Annotated in this window: 19 protein-coding genes; 6 read left to right on the top strand and 13 right to left on the bottom strand. The window is 36.7% G+C overall.

Annotated elements, in window-relative coordinates:
* Window positions 1–4: 4 nt before the first annotated feature.
* Window positions 5–1,693 (bottom strand): GspE/PulE family protein, encoded by a 1,689-nt coding sequence (locus ACFSW4_RS10190; protein ID WP_377329075.1) that lies wholly within the window; start codon window positions 1,691–1,693, stop codon window positions 5–7.
* 74 nt (window positions 1,694–1,767) lie between these two features.
* On the opposite strand from ACFSW4_RS10190, the gene ACFSW4_RS10185 reads away from it, so the two are divergent.
* The 3 genes from ACFSW4_RS10185 to ACFSW4_RS10175 are packed head-to-tail and all read left to right on the top strand — an operon-like array spanning window position 1,768 to window position 3,885.
* Window positions 1,768–2,199, top strand: coding sequence for a type IV pilus modification PilV family protein (locus ACFSW4_RS10185; protein ID WP_377329073.1), 432 nt, complete (start codon window positions 1,768–1,770; stop codon window positions 2,197–2,199).
* A complete protein-coding gene (locus ACFSW4_RS10180; RefSeq protein ID WP_054754403.1) occupies window positions 2,196–2,669 on the top strand; it encodes a type II secretion system protein in 474 nt (157 codons plus the stop codon). The genes ACFSW4_RS10185 and ACFSW4_RS10180 overlap by 4 nt, the downstream gene beginning before the upstream one ends.
* Before the next feature lies 1 nt (window position 2,670).
* Window positions 2,671–3,885 carry a hypothetical protein gene (locus ACFSW4_RS10175; RefSeq protein ID WP_377329071.1) on the top strand — a complete coding sequence of 405 codons (1,215 nt, stop codon included), beginning with the start codon at window positions 2,671–2,673 and terminating at the stop codon, window positions 3,883–3,885.
* Between the two features lie 59 nt (window positions 3,886–3,944).
* Here the strand turns inward: ACFSW4_RS10175 and ACFSW4_RS10170 are convergent, their stop codons facing one another.
* The 7 genes from ACFSW4_RS10170 to ACFSW4_RS10140 form a co-directional block, all read right to left on the bottom strand.
* The gene (locus ACFSW4_RS10170) at window positions 3,945–4,814 is read right to left on the bottom strand and encodes a DNA-3-methyladenine glycosylase family protein (RefSeq protein WP_377329069.1); all 870 of its coding nucleotides are present in this window, start codon (window positions 4,812–4,814) and stop codon (window positions 3,945–3,947) included.
* A gap of 71 nt (window positions 4,815–4,885) precedes the next feature.
* The gene (locus ACFSW4_RS10165; protein WP_377329067.1) at window positions 4,886–5,581 is read right to left on the bottom strand and encodes a permease prefix domain 1-containing protein; all 696 of its coding nucleotides are present in this window, start codon (window positions 5,579–5,581) and stop codon (window positions 4,886–4,888) included.
* A 6-nt stretch (window positions 5,582–5,587) separates the two neighbouring features.
* Window positions 5,588–5,986 (bottom strand): PadR family transcriptional regulator, encoded by a 399-nt coding sequence (locus ACFSW4_RS10160; RefSeq protein ID WP_377329065.1) that lies wholly within the window; start codon window positions 5,984–5,986, stop codon window positions 5,588–5,590.
* A complete protein-coding gene (locus tag ACFSW4_RS10155; protein WP_377329063.1) occupies window positions 5,976–6,521 on the bottom strand; it encodes a sigma-70 family RNA polymerase sigma factor in 546 nt (181 codons plus the stop codon). The genes ACFSW4_RS10160 and ACFSW4_RS10155 overlap by 11 nt, the downstream gene beginning before the upstream one ends.
* A gap of 109 nt (window positions 6,522–6,630) precedes the next feature.
* A complete protein-coding gene (gene pdaA / locus ACFSW4_RS10150; RefSeq protein ID WP_054754413.1) occupies window positions 6,631–7,413 on the bottom strand; it encodes a delta-lactam-biosynthetic de-N-acetylase in 783 nt (260 codons plus the stop codon).
* 241 nt (window positions 7,414–7,654) lie between these two features.
* Window positions 7,655–8,968 (bottom strand): Na+/H+ antiporter family protein, encoded by a 1,314-nt coding sequence (locus ACFSW4_RS10145; RefSeq protein WP_054754415.1) that lies wholly within the window; start codon window positions 8,966–8,968, stop codon window positions 7,655–7,657.
* 109 nt (window positions 8,969–9,077) lie between these two features.
* Entirely contained in the window at window positions 9,078–9,464 is a 387-nt protein-coding gene (locus ACFSW4_RS10140) for an OsmC family protein (protein ID WP_377329061.1), read from the bottom strand.
* Between the two features lie 94 nt (window positions 9,465–9,558).
* On the opposite strand from ACFSW4_RS10140, the gene ACFSW4_RS10135 reads away from it, so the two are divergent.
* Entirely contained in the window at window positions 9,559–10,734 is a 1,176-nt protein-coding gene (locus ACFSW4_RS10135) for an MFS transporter (protein WP_377329059.1), read from the top strand.
* 190 nt (window positions 10,735–10,924) lie between these two features.
* Here ACFSW4_RS10135 and ACFSW4_RS10130 read toward each other — a convergent pair whose 3' ends face one another.
* Genes ACFSW4_RS10130 through ACFSW4_RS10120 form a run of 3 tightly spaced genes read right to left on the bottom strand, consistent with a single transcriptional unit; the run spans window position 10,925 to window position 12,531 of the window.
* Window positions 10,925–11,758, bottom strand: coding sequence for a YihY/virulence factor BrkB family protein (locus ACFSW4_RS10130; RefSeq protein WP_054754417.1), 834 nt, complete (start codon window positions 11,756–11,758; stop codon window positions 10,925–10,927).
* A gap of 14 nt (window positions 11,759–11,772) precedes the next feature.
* Window positions 11,773–12,045: a hypothetical protein gene (locus tag ACFSW4_RS10125; RefSeq protein ID WP_377329057.1), complete on the bottom strand. Its 273-nt coding sequence runs from the start codon at window positions 12,043–12,045 to the stop codon at window positions 11,773–11,775.
* A 15-nt stretch (window positions 12,046–12,060) separates the two neighbouring features.
* Window positions 12,061–12,531 carry a low molecular weight protein-tyrosine-phosphatase gene (locus tag ACFSW4_RS10120; protein WP_054754422.1) on the bottom strand — a complete coding sequence of 157 codons (471 nt, stop codon included), beginning with the start codon at window positions 12,529–12,531 and terminating at the stop codon, window positions 12,061–12,063.
* Window positions 12,532–12,723: 192 nt separating this feature from the next.
* Between ACFSW4_RS10120 and ACFSW4_RS10115 the strand changes: the two genes are divergently transcribed.
* Window positions 12,724–13,713, top strand: coding sequence for a DUF3231 family protein (locus ACFSW4_RS10115; RefSeq protein WP_377329055.1), 990 nt, complete (start codon window positions 12,724–12,726; stop codon window positions 13,711–13,713).
* Between the two features lie 13 nt (window positions 13,714–13,726).
* On the top strand, window positions 13,727–14,185 hold the full coding sequence (locus tag ACFSW4_RS10110) for a hypothetical protein (RefSeq protein ID WP_377329053.1): 459 nt from the start codon (window positions 13,727–13,729) through the stop codon (window positions 14,183–14,185).
* 42 nt (window positions 14,186–14,227) lie between these two features.
* On the opposite strand, the gene ACFSW4_RS10105 is transcribed toward ACFSW4_RS10110, so the two are convergent.
* Entirely contained in the window at window positions 14,228–14,893 is a 666-nt protein-coding gene (locus tag ACFSW4_RS10105; protein WP_054754424.1) for an SOS response-associated peptidase, read from the bottom strand.
* A 4-nt stretch (window positions 14,894–14,897) separates the two neighbouring features.
* Complete coding sequence (locus ACFSW4_RS10100; protein ID WP_377329051.1) at window positions 14,898–15,626, bottom strand: lysophospholipid acyltransferase family protein; 729 nt, start codon at window positions 15,624–15,626, stop codon at window positions 14,898–14,900.
* Window positions 15,627–15,645 lie beyond the last annotated feature (19 nt).

The following is a 15,645-nucleotide window of genomic DNA, read 5'->3' as shown; positions in this document are numbered from 1 at the left end:
TCCACTACTCCACTGCTACTCTTAAGACTTCTTCAGTCGTAGTCAAACCTTTTTGTACTTTGCGTAAACCATCTTCAAATAAATACGTAAAGCCTTTATCACGAACTAATTTCTGAATTTCTATTGAGGTTTGATTATTTAATATAGCTGACTGAACATCTTCATCTATATTAAGGACTTCATGGATGGCAGTTCGGCCCTTATAGCCAGTTTGGTTACACGTCGGGCAGCCTTTTCCTCTTTTAACCTGTTCAATTTTCAGATTGTATTTCGCAAAGATTTCCTTCTCCCGTTCAGCCGGCTCTTTACTTACCACACAATCTTTACAAATAGTTCGCACAAGCCTTTGAGCTACAACTCCATTTAGGGATGTTCCAACTAAGAAACGCTCAACACCAATATTAATGAGACGATCTATTGCACCGATGGAATCATTGGTATGTAGCGTGCTTAAGACCAAATGTCCAGTGATGGATGCGCGTACGGCCATATTGGCGGTGTCCTCATCTCTAATTTCGCCGACCATAATAATATCGGGGTCTTGCCTTAGAATTGACCTTAACCCCGATGCAAAAGTTAAATTAACCTTTGGATTAACTTGTATTTGGTTGATGCCGTCTAGCTGATACTCGACGGGATCTTCAACTGTTATAATATTCACGTTTTCCTGATTTAACCGAGTTAAGGCTCCGTACATAGTTGAGGTTTTACCTGAACCAGTCGGGCCAGTTAATAGTACGATACCATGTGGTTTCTCTATCATACTGACAAATGCATTTAATTGATGGTCTTCAAAACCTAAATCAGCTAAATGATTTGATACCGAGTGGATGTCGAGTACCCTAATGACAACTTTTTCGCCAAAAATCGTGGGTAGTGTACTTACACGCATGTCGATATCTCGGCCTTCGATTTTACGTTTGATGCGGCCGTCTTGTGGAATCTTTTGTTCTGTAATATCTAATCCTGCCATAATTTTAATGCGGGTAATCATTGAAGACTGAATGTTCTTAGATAACGTTTGTTCTGTTCGTAAGGATCCATCTATTCTTAAACGAATAACAACGTGATGTTCGTGAGGATCGAAGTGTATGTCGCTGGCCTTTTCAACAACGGCTTGTTGAATCACTTGGCTAAGGAGCTTAACAACAGGTGATGTTTCTTCTTCAAGTGTTAGGTCGCGAGAGGTCTCTGGTTCATGTTCTAAGTCAAATTGTTCGGCTAGATTTTCTCTTTCATAATGCCTTAAAATTTGTTGCCTTATTTCATCTTTTGTAGCAATTGCTGGTTCAATGATAAATCCAGTCGATAACCATAAATCATTAAATACAAAATAATCTAATGGATCACTAACTGCAACAATTAATTTATTTTGTTCTTTTTTTAACGGTAAGACGAGATTTTCCCGTGCGTATTCTTTCGATATTAAATTTAATAGACTTTGATCGATATTGTAATTATGTAACCTTACATGTGGAATGCCGAGTTGTTGCTGCAACACTTCCATGAGCTGCATTTCGGTTATGTCACCAGACTCTAATAGCTTATCGCCTAGTTTTTGGCCAGGGCGTTTGGTTTCCAAGGCATGATTAAGCTGTTCTTTCGTTATTAAGCCTTGCTGAGTCAGGATTTCACCTAATCTCAACTTTACTTTATTCACCAAGCCAATCTTCCTTTCTTCAAGAAAAGACATACATAATCTATTAAAATATGATAAATTAGTAGTATATTTTACATTATACTTTTTTACTAGAAAAAAGTCGAGGTATGTTCAGTATGTTCTCTATTTTAAATAATCAAAAAGGCATCACTTTAATAGAATTATTAAGTTCATTAGTCATCCTCTCAATTGTATTGATTGGCTTCTTCTCAGTCTTTACGCAGTCTGCAAGCATGCAAAACACAAATGAGGAGGAAATGATCGCGACTAATTTAGCGAGGGTGGCTTTAGAAGACGTACGTGATTTAAATACGGATTTATTAGATTTAGGTACATATACTCAGTTCAACCAAACATCCCATCCTCACATCACTTCTGTAAATTCATCAGGTCAATTTCACAAACATCCATCTTTTCAATTACAACTAGAGCTATCTGAAGAACCAGATACTTCTCTTTGGTTAGCCAAAATTTTGATTAATAAGGACGGGGAAACGCTGGCAGATACTTATACATACATAGAGGTGGATGAAGAATGAAGGATGAACGCGGAATTACATTAGTGGAGCTGTTAGCTACGTTAACGTTAATGTTTATTGTTGGTTCAGTCGTGTTCTCCGTTACCTTATCAACAATTAATCACTATCAGCAATCCGAAATCGAATCTCAGGTTCAATCAGATCTCAATCGTTTTATTGCTCACTTAACCGATATCCATCAAACGCATAAGCAATATGACCTGACACGGATTGACTCTTCAACGTATGTCGTTCGTATGTCAGAAGATCAAAGTTACACCTTTGATGGACACGGTGGAATTTATGATATAGCCGCTGGCGCAGGGGAACGTAGCTTAACGAACTTAGCAGCTGGTGACACCATTAGCGTCGATCATGTAGATGATTTAAGGTTATTAATTGAAGTCACAGACCCTTCTAACAAACGCTTTAAGCCGGTCACTCTAACGACAACTATTACTCAAATCATCGGTTCAAAGGAACGTGATTAATATGCGCAAACTTATTCATAACGAAAACGCAGCAGCCTTAATTATGGTGCTACTTACGATAGCATTAATTATGCTGTTCTCAACTGTTATGATGAATAATATTTTATCGAACGCGAAGCAGAATAACGTGATTGAACATCATAACCGTGCGACCCACATTGCTGAAATGGGCGTTTCTTTTGTGAGCGATCAGTTTACTAACTACTTAAAAGAGCATAACGTCGAGCTAAATGAAAGCGCGCTTCAAGATATGGTTGACGACACGATCGATAAAGTTGAAGCAGTTCAAATTGATGATGAATACCCCGAGCGTTATTTTGAACTCGAACCTGATATTAACATCCAAGAAACATCTAAAGGCGCCATCGTTTCTACTCAAATCAACGGTCATGATGGCGAATTCAATGAAAGTCTGACCATCTCGTTTAGCCTAGAGAACGGAACATTACCTATTGAGGAATGGGAATCAGATAGCACATCCCCACCTGAACCTCCGAGTAATCCTGATCATTTTTATGATGAAGATGTGAGTTGGAACCATAAAAAATGTCCATTAGTGAACGATCATACATACGTCATAACTGGGTCATTAGATACGAAGAATTGTGGGGATGCTGAAATTGGAAGCCTATTTTTGAATGGTCCTTTGACAGTCAAAAGCAGCTCACTAATTGTAAACGGGACGGCTGTATTAAATAGTATTGAAATCAATACTTTGACTCAGGCAATTATTAAAGGAAATGCTTATATTAATTCAACTTTAACTAGCGGTAATAATCCAAACAGTTTGTTTTTAGCCTGTGGTCATGCAAGGTTTAAACAGAAAATTGATTATAAAGGAAACTTCAGTGTCAGAGGGTATGTGATTACGGACGATGACGTGATTTTCAGTCATAACCCTGTCGTTTTTGGTAGTGATGCCATACTTAAAAACGGTCTGATCCTTCATGGAACTGACTTAACCGTTGATGGTAATCTAACAATTTACGTTAACACGTCTTCTGAAGAATTTTCCCATACACAATTTGGAGGCGACATTTATGTATCGGGTGATTTGATTATTAAAACTGAAGATGGTGAAACAATCGTCAACCCTGCTGGTAATTCATTTCATACTAATGCTGATGTTCAAACGAGCTTCCCTGAGTGTGAGAATGCCCCTCCACTAGAGACAACATCAGAACCAGTTGTAACTATCGAAGACGGAAGTTATTAAGTTCTAAATATGATAAAGAGCATCGACATGGCGTGTGCCAATCGATGCTCTAATTAATTTTAATCTTCTATACTCCTCCAAAGAGTTAGTGCTGCGTAGCTTCTATATGGCGTCCATTCTTCAGCCTTTTTCTCAACATCATCTTTACTCGGCTTTTTGTCCATCTGCCACCATTTCTTAAGTGCGTTCTGTATGCCAATATCGGCAGCTGGGAATAAGTCGTCTCTTCCAAGCGCAAACAGTAACCAGTTTTCAACTGTCCACGGTCCGATTCCTCGCACTTTACCTAATCGTTTCATCACATCTTCGGTTGGAAGTTTGGAGATTTCTTGTAAGTCAAGATCACCGTCCACGATTTTTTTTGATGTATCGATGACGTATTCAGCTTTACGCTGGCTAAATTGCAGTTCTCGTAAGTCTTCATAATTTAACTTAGCAACGGTTTCGGGTTCTGGATAAAACCAGGAACCATCTACTTCTTCTCCGTATTTCTGAACGAAGCGAGTCGATAACGTAAAAGCGAATTTCATATTTAATTGCTGATGAATGATCACTTTCATAAGCGAATCATACAAATTAAAATCCCTTACGATTGGAGTGCCTTGATATTGATGGAACAACATAGATAGCTCCGACTGCTGGAAAAATTGATGAACTTCATCTAAATCTTTATCCCACTGAAAAATATTTCGGATATGTTCAAAAATTACATCTTGATTTTCATCGTGATCCGACATAACAGAAAAAACAGGTTTCTCCGTCGTTCCTTCTGCTTTTACACGGACAACTACCTTGTCATTCTCTAAACGTACTGGAACGTCAACCCAACGCTCTTTGGAATTAATACGAATAAGTGGATCCATACTTAAACGTCTTAATGAATAGTCAAAATCATACATGCCTGGAGCATGATAATATTCTTTCCACATCGTTAACTTCCCCTTTGCTTAGTCACTACTAACAGTGTACATCTAACTCATATTATGGCAAAACGATTTGATTAATGTGTGGTTAAATAAGTCTTTTTATTTTTACTTCCTATATATAAAAAGAGTGGAGACAATATTGAAATTAATAATATATTTATTATATCTGGAATTACGGAAATGGAAGTCAGTATCATATGAAAGCTGTGATTAAAAACCATCAAAAGCATGATAGGAAATTGGCCGTTTTCAGCTGTGATGTGATTGCTTGAATTCATCATTACGTAACCGCTTAAGGCTATGGCCAAATTTAAAACAAGTAAACTTCCAACCGATATGTAAATGATTCTTTTAGGTAAATCACTCAAAAGCTTTCTTCCAAAATAAAAATAAAGACAAATAACTAAAGCTGTCTGAGCAACATAAATAATTAACCTAAATATATGATTGACTATTAATTGATCCATTACTTGAAGCACGTTAAACATTAACGCAGATATTATGACGATGATGATATGAACAAACCAAGGTTTGAAATAAGAGAAAGCAGTTGTAGCGTGTGTCTTATTTAAATTGGATCCAATCTTATAAGGGTCACCCATCTCCTCTACCGCTTTCTTTTCTGCATCTAAATCGTTAAACCCTCTTTCAATCCATTTTTGCTTAGATTGTTCTAAATGATGGGATAGTTCTAACTGTACGTATCTTTTTGTTCGTTTTGTTTTGATTTGACTCGATACCTTCTCTAAAAAAGAATCAATCTCCCTCATTTAACCTCACTCCTCTATTAGGTTTCTAAACAGAGTATGATTTTGCTTATAGTGAGTGTCTAATATGTTATTACCTATTTGACTAATCCGGTAAAACTTCTCACCGTCATTTCCCCAACTAGATGTTATATAATCTTGTTTCTCTAAATCGTGTAACTTTAAATATAACATCCCTTCATTGCTTTCATAGTTATAAATCCCTCGAGAATAAAGGTCTTGAAGAAGTTGATAACCTGTTTTCTTCTCAACCAACAGGTGTAAAATAGATAAATCTATTTCGTAATCACTTTCTTGATCGCGGTCTAAATTTTTAAAAATACCTTCCCTAAGTTGTTCTGAAAAAGTCAGCTGTTTGAAAACTGAATGATCCAGCGACTTACGAAGTTTGCTTAATCTATTTTCCATTTACTCTCTCTAGCTCCTTTCTTAAAAGCTCTTTTGCACGTTTCAAACGTGTCTTAATGGTATTTTGATTTTTATTGATAACAGCTGCGATTTCTTTAATAGGTAAGTCTTCGTAATAATGCAAATAAATCACTTCTCGGTATTTAATAGGTAATTTCATAACTGCCCTTACTAAAGCCACATCTGTATCCTTTTGAATCACATGATGCTCTACGTGTTCATAATCAGATTGATCAAAAACATTCTGATTTTCAGAAGGAAATACGTTTCTTTTATGCCAACTCTTTAGATAGTCTTTACACTGATTTATCGCAATTCGCCATAGCCACGTTTTAACACTTGAACGTCCTTTAAAGGTATCGAGTGTCTTATAGCACTTTATAAATATATCTTGTGTGAGGTCTTCAGCTACTTCTTGATTGTTCACATACGAATAAACAAGCTTTAACAAGTCTTGACCATATTTATTTATGAGTTCGTTAATGAGCTCTTCTTTGTGATCAAGATTTAGCGGTTTCAATGATTCTGCATCCACGTTTCTCACTCCCTATAGATTAGACGACATGAACTTAACTTAGGTTTTAAAAAGTTTTCTACCTTAAAATAAAAATAAAAAACTCGCATTAAATATGCGAGTTAATAACTTAATACAACGGGACGTATTTGTCCCAAAGTATATCTTCTATAGAGCCAAACTCATACCCTCTTTTTCTCAGTTCATCAATGAGATGACTTAGTGCATCGGCGTTATCCTGCGAAACGGTGTGTAGTAAGATTATGGCCCCTGGATGAACCTGCTCCATGACCTCATCAAATGCATATTTCCAGCCATTTTTGCGGTCACTATGCCAATCAACAAATGCCACTGTCCAAAAGACGTTTACATAACCTAATTCGTCTGTGATTGCTAAAGATTTCTCATTAAATCGGCCTTCAGCTGGTCTGAAAAATTGAACGGTATCCTGATTAGTATATTTTTTGATTTTTTCATCTAGCGCTTTTAAATCCTGTTTAATGTCGCTTTCAGAAGCTTTTGTATAATCTAGATGCTTATTAGAATGGTTCCCAATGATATGACCGTCATTAACCATCCGTTTAACTAACTCGGGTTCGTCGTTTACATAATGACCTGTTAAGAAAAACGTCGCCGGAACTTTTTTCTCTTTTAGAATATCTAAAATAGTCGACGTATAACCTTGCTCATAACCATTGTCAAACGTTAAGTACACTTTCTTTTCATTTGGATCCCCCATGTAAAATCCATTGTATTTTTCAATTAATGGAGCGTAAAACCCTAAATCAGGTGGCTGTTCATTATATTGTTTCTTATATCCGTAACCGTATGTTTCCTGATGAGCAGGAGTTGCGGATGCAGAAATGGATGTACAAAGAAGACTAATCAACACTAAAAACAATACTTTTTTCATTAAGTCATCCTCCATATGTTTTTTTATATTTTGTGTTGTTCCATAAAAAAACATACTTCTAAGGTTTAATAAGCGGGATTTAAGGTAATTGATTATTAACGGAAAGAGAAAAGGTGGGTGAAGATAGTGATTCGCACAATTCTTATGATCATAGGTCTTATCGTAGTCATCGGCTTTGTTTTATCATTACTTTAATATAAGAAAAGCTATTGCGATCACGTGTCGCAATAGCTTTTTCATTTTATAGAATCAATGATGCAATCCAACCGAAAATGAATAGCGGGATGTTAAAGTGAATAAAAGTCGGCACTACCGTATCCCAAATGTGATTGTGTTTTCCGTCAACATTAAGACCTGCTGTTGGACCTAATGTACTGTCTGAAGCAGGACTACCTGCATCACCTAATGCGCCAGCTGTTCCGATTAACGCTGCGATTGCTAACGGTGAAAAACCTGCTTGTGATGCGATTGGCACAAATAATACTGCTAAGATTGGAATGGTACCAAATGACGTTCCAATTCCAATTGTGACAATTAACCCGACTAATAATAAGACAAAAGCAACTAACGCTTTTTGGTCTTCTAAAATACCTGATGATGCATCAACTAAAGCCTCAACAGATCCTGTTCCGTCTAATATTCCAGCAAATCCTGATGCTGCTAACATAATGAATGCAATCATGCCCATCATTGTAATACCTTTTGACATGATTTGTTCGCTTTCATTAAATGGAACGGCTACAAGCAAGAACATTAAGACTAGACCTGTTAATGCGCCTAGCACCATTTCACCACTTAAAATTTGCACAACTAATGCTGCTACAATTGCAATCATCGTCATTAAGTGCTTGAGTTCAAATTTAAATGGCTCATCATCGATTTCCTCAATGTCTGATGGCTGCCCTTCAGGTGTGACCTGACTGTAGTCACGCTTTTTACGATACGTAATAAAGATTGCGATTAATAAACCAACAATCATTCCTAGACCTGGAATAAACATAGATGAAGCAATTTGACCAACTGTCAGTTCTACTCCACTTTCCTTCATACTATCTTGAATCGTTTCGTGGAAGATTAGTCCGAACCCAACTGGCAACATTACATACGGAGCCTTTAACCCGAATGTTAGTGACGTTGCGACTGCACGACGATCCAGTTGCATTTTATCAAATAACGCAATCAATGGTGGAATCAAAATTGGAATAAACGCAATGTGAACGGGAACTAAGTTCTGTGAGAACGACGCGATAATAGCTATAGCAATTAGCATAAATCCGCGTTTCCCTTTCACTGCTCGTCTTAAAAATTGAACGATTCCTTTAGTAATTCCTGTATAAGCAATCGCTGCGGCAAATCCACCTAGAAGCACATAACTTAAAGCGGTATTTGCACTGCCTCCCATATTAGTTACAAACATTTCAACTGTTTCAGTAAAACTTAAATCAGCGATCAGTCCTGCTGAAAAAGCTGAGATGACTATTGCGACTAATACGTTAACTTTTAATAAGCTTAGAATTGTTAATATAATTACAGATATAATAACTGCTGAAGCCATTTTAAACTCTCCCTTTTCATCTTGTTACCACGTTAACACTTTATCATGATAAAGGTGTTAATTTAAAAAATCAACCCCTTTTTTAAAAAATATGGGGCTGATCTCGTTGTTATGCTTCTTCTATTTCTACTTTTTCGATGACCTCAATGGATCCAGTAACCGATTGAACCATTGAGCAGTTTTTACTCGCAATCTCTAAGCTCTTTTGAAGTTTTTTCTCATTTAAGTTTTGGCCTTTCACTTTAAAGATCAACGTCACTTTTTCAATTTTATTAACGTCATCACCAGTACGTTCTACATCCGCATCAATCGTCATTTCATCAAATTCTACTTTTTGTTTTGCTAAAATTTTTCGATAGACAGATGCACTGCAACCTGCTAATGATGCAACCATTAATTGAAAGGGTCTAAAACCTTTTTCATCGTTCGGCGAAATGTCTAGTGAGCCGTAGTTTGTCTTAGTTTTAATCTCATCTTGTGTTACGTGGAATTGCATGAACGTCACTCCTATTCGTTAAATCGTTTTGATTTCATTCTAACATGGATGTGGGGTAAAATGTCATTGACTTTGCTCAAAGGGGGATGGCAATATGGCAGGTCCAAAAGCACGTTTTATCATACTCGTCACGATGGTAGGAATATCAGGTCTTTCACAGGGTATGCTGTTGCCGGTAATCGCTGTTTTATTAGAACAGAGTGGAATTTCCTCATCTGTTAATGGACTACATGCAACTGCATTATACATAGGGATTTTAGTCATTTCCCCGTTTTTAGAAAAACCTTTAAGAACGTATGGTTATAAACCTTTAATTTTAATTGGAGGTTCTCTCGTCTTCTTATCGTTATTCTTTTTCACCATATGGGAATCCTTATGGTTTTGGTTTGTACTTAGAATGATGATTGGAATAGGAGATAATATTTTACACTTCGGAACGCAAACATGGATTACAACAACGACCGAAGAACATAATCGCGGACGGAATATTGCAATCTATGGTTTAATGTTCGCTTTAGGGTTTGCTCTTGGCCCCTTGATGACAGCATTAATCGAAATTAATCCTAGTCTGCCGTTCATTATTAGTGGATTGATGTGCTTAATTGCCTGGTCTTCTATGTTCTTTGTGCGTAATGAATTCCCCGTACAAGAAGACGCTATGCAAGTAACATCAACCCGTTCAATAGGACGTTTTTTAGGTACGATTAAATATGCGTGGGTTGCGTTTCTAGCACCTTTTGCGTATGGCTTTTTAGAGGCATCATTGCATGGGAATTTCCCTGTTTACGCCATGAGAATTGGTCATGATGTGTCGATTATTTCGTTTATTATTCCTTGTTTTGCCGCAGCAAGTATTATCTCACAAATACCTTTAGGAATTTTGAGTGATCGAATAGGGAGGAAAAGTGTTTTATCATTTGTATTAATTGGCGGAGTAGTCACTTTTTTAATCGCGGTATTCATTGAGGAGTCTGTAATCGGCTTATTTATAGTCTTCGCAGTTTCCGGCTTACTCGTTGGTTCTTTGTTCTCTTTAGGCATGTCTTATATGACGGACTTGCTACCTAAAAGCTTACTTCCAGCAGGAAACATTCTTTGTGGTGTGTTCTTTAGCATTGGCAGTATTTCTGGCCCTGCTCTAAGCGGCTTATTCATTGAGTATTTACCAGGGGTGTCATTCTTTTACGTTGTGTCAGGATTCCTACTGGTCGTATTAATTCTCATAACGATTTATGCCAAGAATCCAATTAAGGGCGAAGCTAGCGCTTAATTTAGGGCGGGTTTTCGCTACTATGAACGGTTTTTATAGCTCTATAAACGGTTCTCCCATTTTTATGAACGTAACTTTGCTTTTTATGAACGGTTCTCGTCCTTTTATGAACGTAACTTTGCTTTTTATGAACGGTTCTCGCCTTTTATGAACGTATCTCCGCATATTACAAAAAAAAGCACGCGAGATCTCACGCGTGCTTAAATAATTTAGCTTTATGTCGGTGCAATAATCCGTTAATTTCGCCTCCGATAATTAACATCATGCCTGATAAGAAGAACCAAATCATAAGAACGATAATACTTCCTAAGCTTCCGTAAGTATAGGAGAAGTTCCCTAAATTTTCAACATAATATGCAAAACCTAATGATATCACTTGCCAGCCTACCGTTGCGATTACAGCACCAGGTAGAGCATGTTTTAGCTTTATCCGCTGATTTGGACCAAGCATATATAACACGGTTAATACAAAAACAATGATAAAGAACGAGATGATCCAACGAATCGCACTCCAAAATTCAATAAAGCTTTCTGAATATCCAAGAAACTCAAAGGCGTAAGTACCAATAGCTTTTCCGAAAACGGGAAGTGCTAGGGCAATGGAAATAACCAACACCATCGCCAGTGTCATGGCTATTGATATTAATCTTGTGACAATGAATGAACGATCTTCTTCAGTTTCATAAGCCCGATTAAACACTCTCATGAGTGCATTAATCCCATTCGATGCTGACCAAATGGTTAAGATAATCCCAATTGACAATAACCCGCCATTCCTGTCCTCCATTAACTGATTAACGTTATTAATAATCAGTTCCATTGAATCGCCAGGCATATAGCGATGAATGAGATTAAATACACTATCTTTATCAATCGGTAAAAATCCAATTAAAGTTAACAAGAAAATAAGAAATGGAAATAAAGACAATAAGAAGAAATACGCTAGCTGGGCCGACATCCCAATCACGTCATCATCAACAAAATGTTGATACAAATCTTTCCAAAACTTTAGTGTGAAAATCACGAGTTATTCACCTACTATTTTTTCTGGCCTTGATCCACCTTATCAACTAATTTTTCAACTTGGTCGATTTGTTCAATTAATTTATCGGTTCCTTGACTCACTTGATCTAATTTTAATCGAAGTTGTCTAATTGTTTCTGATGGGTGGCTATAAATATGTTTTATTTGTTGATATGTCTTTTTAGAACCACTTTTAAAGCTTTCACGTTCTTCCCTATTAAACATCGATACTGCAAGTCCAACTAAAGCCCCTACCAACATGCTCGATTGCCATGATTTTAATTTCATAAAACATCCTCCTGTTTAAATGTCGTGATTAATACGAATATCGTAAAGTAAATTTTGACATGCTTCTGAAACTAATTGATACGTTTCATCAAAATCACCCGTAAAATAAGGATCTGGAACATTCTTTGTGTCATGCTCCTCAGTATAATCTAATAATTTCTTAATCATTGCATGTGAATCATCAGGTTTTAAATCATTTAAAGCTTTTATATTATCGTCATCCATCGCAATAATATAATCAAAATGCTCAAAATCAGAACTGTCTACTTGTCTTGCTGTTAAACCAGAGGCATTAATTTGATGATCTTTTAGCTTTTGCAAGGTTCCTTCATGAGGTGGTTCGCCAACATGATAATTTGCCACACCAGCCGAATCAATCACAAACTGACAATCAAGTCCTTTTTGACTGACTAAATTTGAAAAGACTGCTTCAGCCATTGGTGATCTGCAAATATTTCCTAAACACACGAACAATACTTTAACCAACTACATCACCTTCACTATCAATTTATCGCTACATATTTTATTTCCCTTTAACCAATATCATAAACAAAATTGTGCCACATTAAAAGAAGATAAATTTGAAAAAAATCCCTAATCTATATTTTCTCTAATAAATTACATAACTAAGGTCAAAATAACAGTAAATGTTTTGTTTGCCGAAGGGTGGGAACAATTGTGGACAAAATAAATATAAACAGTAATGAAATAGGCACAATGTGGACACAGTATATTCAGAACTCTCTTTACGTCCAAATACTTAAATACTTCCTTGAAACGGTTGATGATGAACAAACCAAAAACCTCGTTCAGAATTCAATAAATCTATCTGATCAAATAGTAAAAGATCTAACAAAGTTATTTAAAGATGACAACATTCCAATTCCGAAAGGTTTTAATGGTCAAGATGTTAATTTAAATGCGGACAAGCTTTTCTTAGATCCATTTATGGTCCAGTTTCTAGAACATACTTTAAAGGCAGGCATGCTCGCTCACGGTTCTACTCTGATGACCTGCGTACGCAAAGATATACGTGACCTTTTTACGAACACAACTAAGGAATCCATCAAACTCTATAATCAATGTATTGATTTGGCATTAGAAAAAGGACTTCTAGTTAGGCCGCCCAGTGTTCAAGTTCAACCAGAAGTTGAATTTGTTAAATCTCAGAAGTACATGAGCTTATTCAGTAACCGCCCACTAAATACGGTTGAGTTAACCCATTTATTTGAAAATATTAAAACAAACACTGTTGGTATTATGATTACTATGTCTTCTGCACAGACTACAGATAATCAAGTTGTGAAGGAATACATGCTTCGAGGTATGAAAATCTCTGAGAAGCACGTAAAAACTTTTCGTAAAATTATTGAAAAGTCATATATTGATGTACCTATGGGGTCCAATAGTTATATAACCAATTCTACAGAAAAAGTATTTTCTGACAAACTGATTATGCATTTCATGGCCGTATTAAGTGCAGCTGGCCAAGGGAATTACGCTACGGCATCGACTGCGAGTATGAGAAGTGATATTACGTTAACCTACCAACGTTTATCTGCAGAAATTGCCATGTATGCCAAGGATGGTGCAAATATTATGATCGACAATGGTTGGCTTGAAGAGCCTCCACAAGTACCGAACCGAAAACAACTAATTAAGGATTAAAAGAGGCGGGAACATGAGGAATAAAAAACTTGAAGTGCTATTTTGGAGCATCGCTTTCCCAGGTTTTGGGCAACTACTCAATCACCAGCTCGTTAAGGGAATTGCTTTAATTATTTTAGAAGTATTAATAAATGTGATGAGTAAGTTCAATCAAGCGATTTTATACAGTTTTATAGGTGAAATCGATAAGGCGATTCACATAGTTGATTACCAGTGGCTGATGTTCTATCCGTGTATTTATTTCTTTGGAATATGGGATGCTTATAAACACGCTGATGGTAAAAATCCTTCATATGAATTTTTGCCATTTGTGTTTACAGCATTTTTTGTCACGATAGGGTTAATGTATTCCTATCGTACTGAAGTACTTGGATATATCGTAGGTCCGGTATGGCTTCCCATCATATTCGTAATTCCTGGAATTTGCGTAGGGCTTTTTATTCGAAAATTAATATTACATTACTCACCATAAAAAAGGGGTTCCCCAACATACATAGGAAACCCCTCTTCTTTATCAATCCGTTAATGCAGTGATGCATGCTTCATCATCGTTACGAGGATTATTAACATATTGACTAACGCTATAAGCTTCTAGATGTTGTTTTGGTAAACTCAAAACAAATTTTTTCATTTCAGTTGCATCCTTTAAATTAAAATCTAACCAATCCTGTTCTTGTTCTTTCGGCAAGATAACAGGCATGCGGTGATGTATATCGCTCATAAAATCGTCCGCTTCTTTTGTTAAAATCGTGCAGGTAACTAATTCTTCACTATCACGGCGCCAGCGATCCCAAAGTCCCGCAAACGCAAATAGATTTCGATCAGGAATTTTTATTCTTACAGGTTGTTTACCATCATCTGTCTTCTTCCACTCATAAAAGCTATCAGCTAAAATTAAACAGCGTCTACGTTCCATTAACCTTTTAAAACTTGGCTTTTCATCTGCCGTTTCAGCTCTAGCGTTAATCATTTTATGGCCAATCTTTTGATCTTTTGCCCAAAAAGGCACAAGCCCCCACTTCATCGTACCAGCCCGGTTTTTCTCGCCATCATTTACGACCGTTAAAATCTCCTGTGTTGGCGCGATATTATAACGAGCTGGAAAATCAAACGGCTGATCTAACTCGTACTCCTCTGCCACTTCGTCAGGATTTGCAACAAACGTAAATCTTCCGCACATACAATCACCTTTCCTTCACTTGATCTAACGCCTTTTGAATCCTACTTTGTGTCTCTTCAGCTAGCTTTTCAAGTTTCATCTGTTCTACGTCTTCTACCGAAATCGGCTCACAAATCGTCATATAAACCGTTGCCTTTTTAATTCTGTTTTGATTCTCTTCCATTATTTTATAAGTGCCATCAACCATTACAGGTAAGACAGGCACTTTAGCTTTTTTAGCTAAAGCTAAACTTCCACTTTTAAATGGCAACATGTTACTCCCCATTGACCTTGTCCCCTCGGGGTAAATAACTAGAGGATGACCATCCTTTAATAATTCTATACCTTTTTTAAAGGTTTTAACCGATTCCCTGCGATTTTTTCGGTCTAAAAACAAGCAATCCATGACCTCCATCCAAGGCTTAACAATCGGAATTTTGCTTACTTCTACTTTTGAGATAAACCCAAACGGTTCTTTGAAATACCCTAAATAAGCAAAAATATCATAGTTCGCCTGATGGTTTCCCACTATTAAATATGGCGCTTCTGGAATGTTTTCTTCTCCACATACAACCATGGTTGACCCTGATTGTTTAAAAAACTTCCTTGCAAACTGTTTTGGTACTCTATGTACTAATTGATTGTATTCAGCTCTTGTATAATTATCTCGATCTAATTTTTGATATCTTTTCATGAAAGGCACTGTATATAATACATACAAGACACCATAAAACAAACTCCAAATCGTCCGCATGCTGCTCTCTCCCCTTTAT

Source organism: Piscibacillus salipiscarius (assembly GCF_042685285.1).
GTDB classification, from domain to species: domain Bacteria; phylum Bacillota; class Bacilli; order Bacillales; family Alkalibacillaceae; genus Piscibacillus; species Piscibacillus salipiscarius.
Note: the sequence above shows the minus strand (reverse complement) of the source record. Positions and strands in the feature narration are given on the sequence as shown.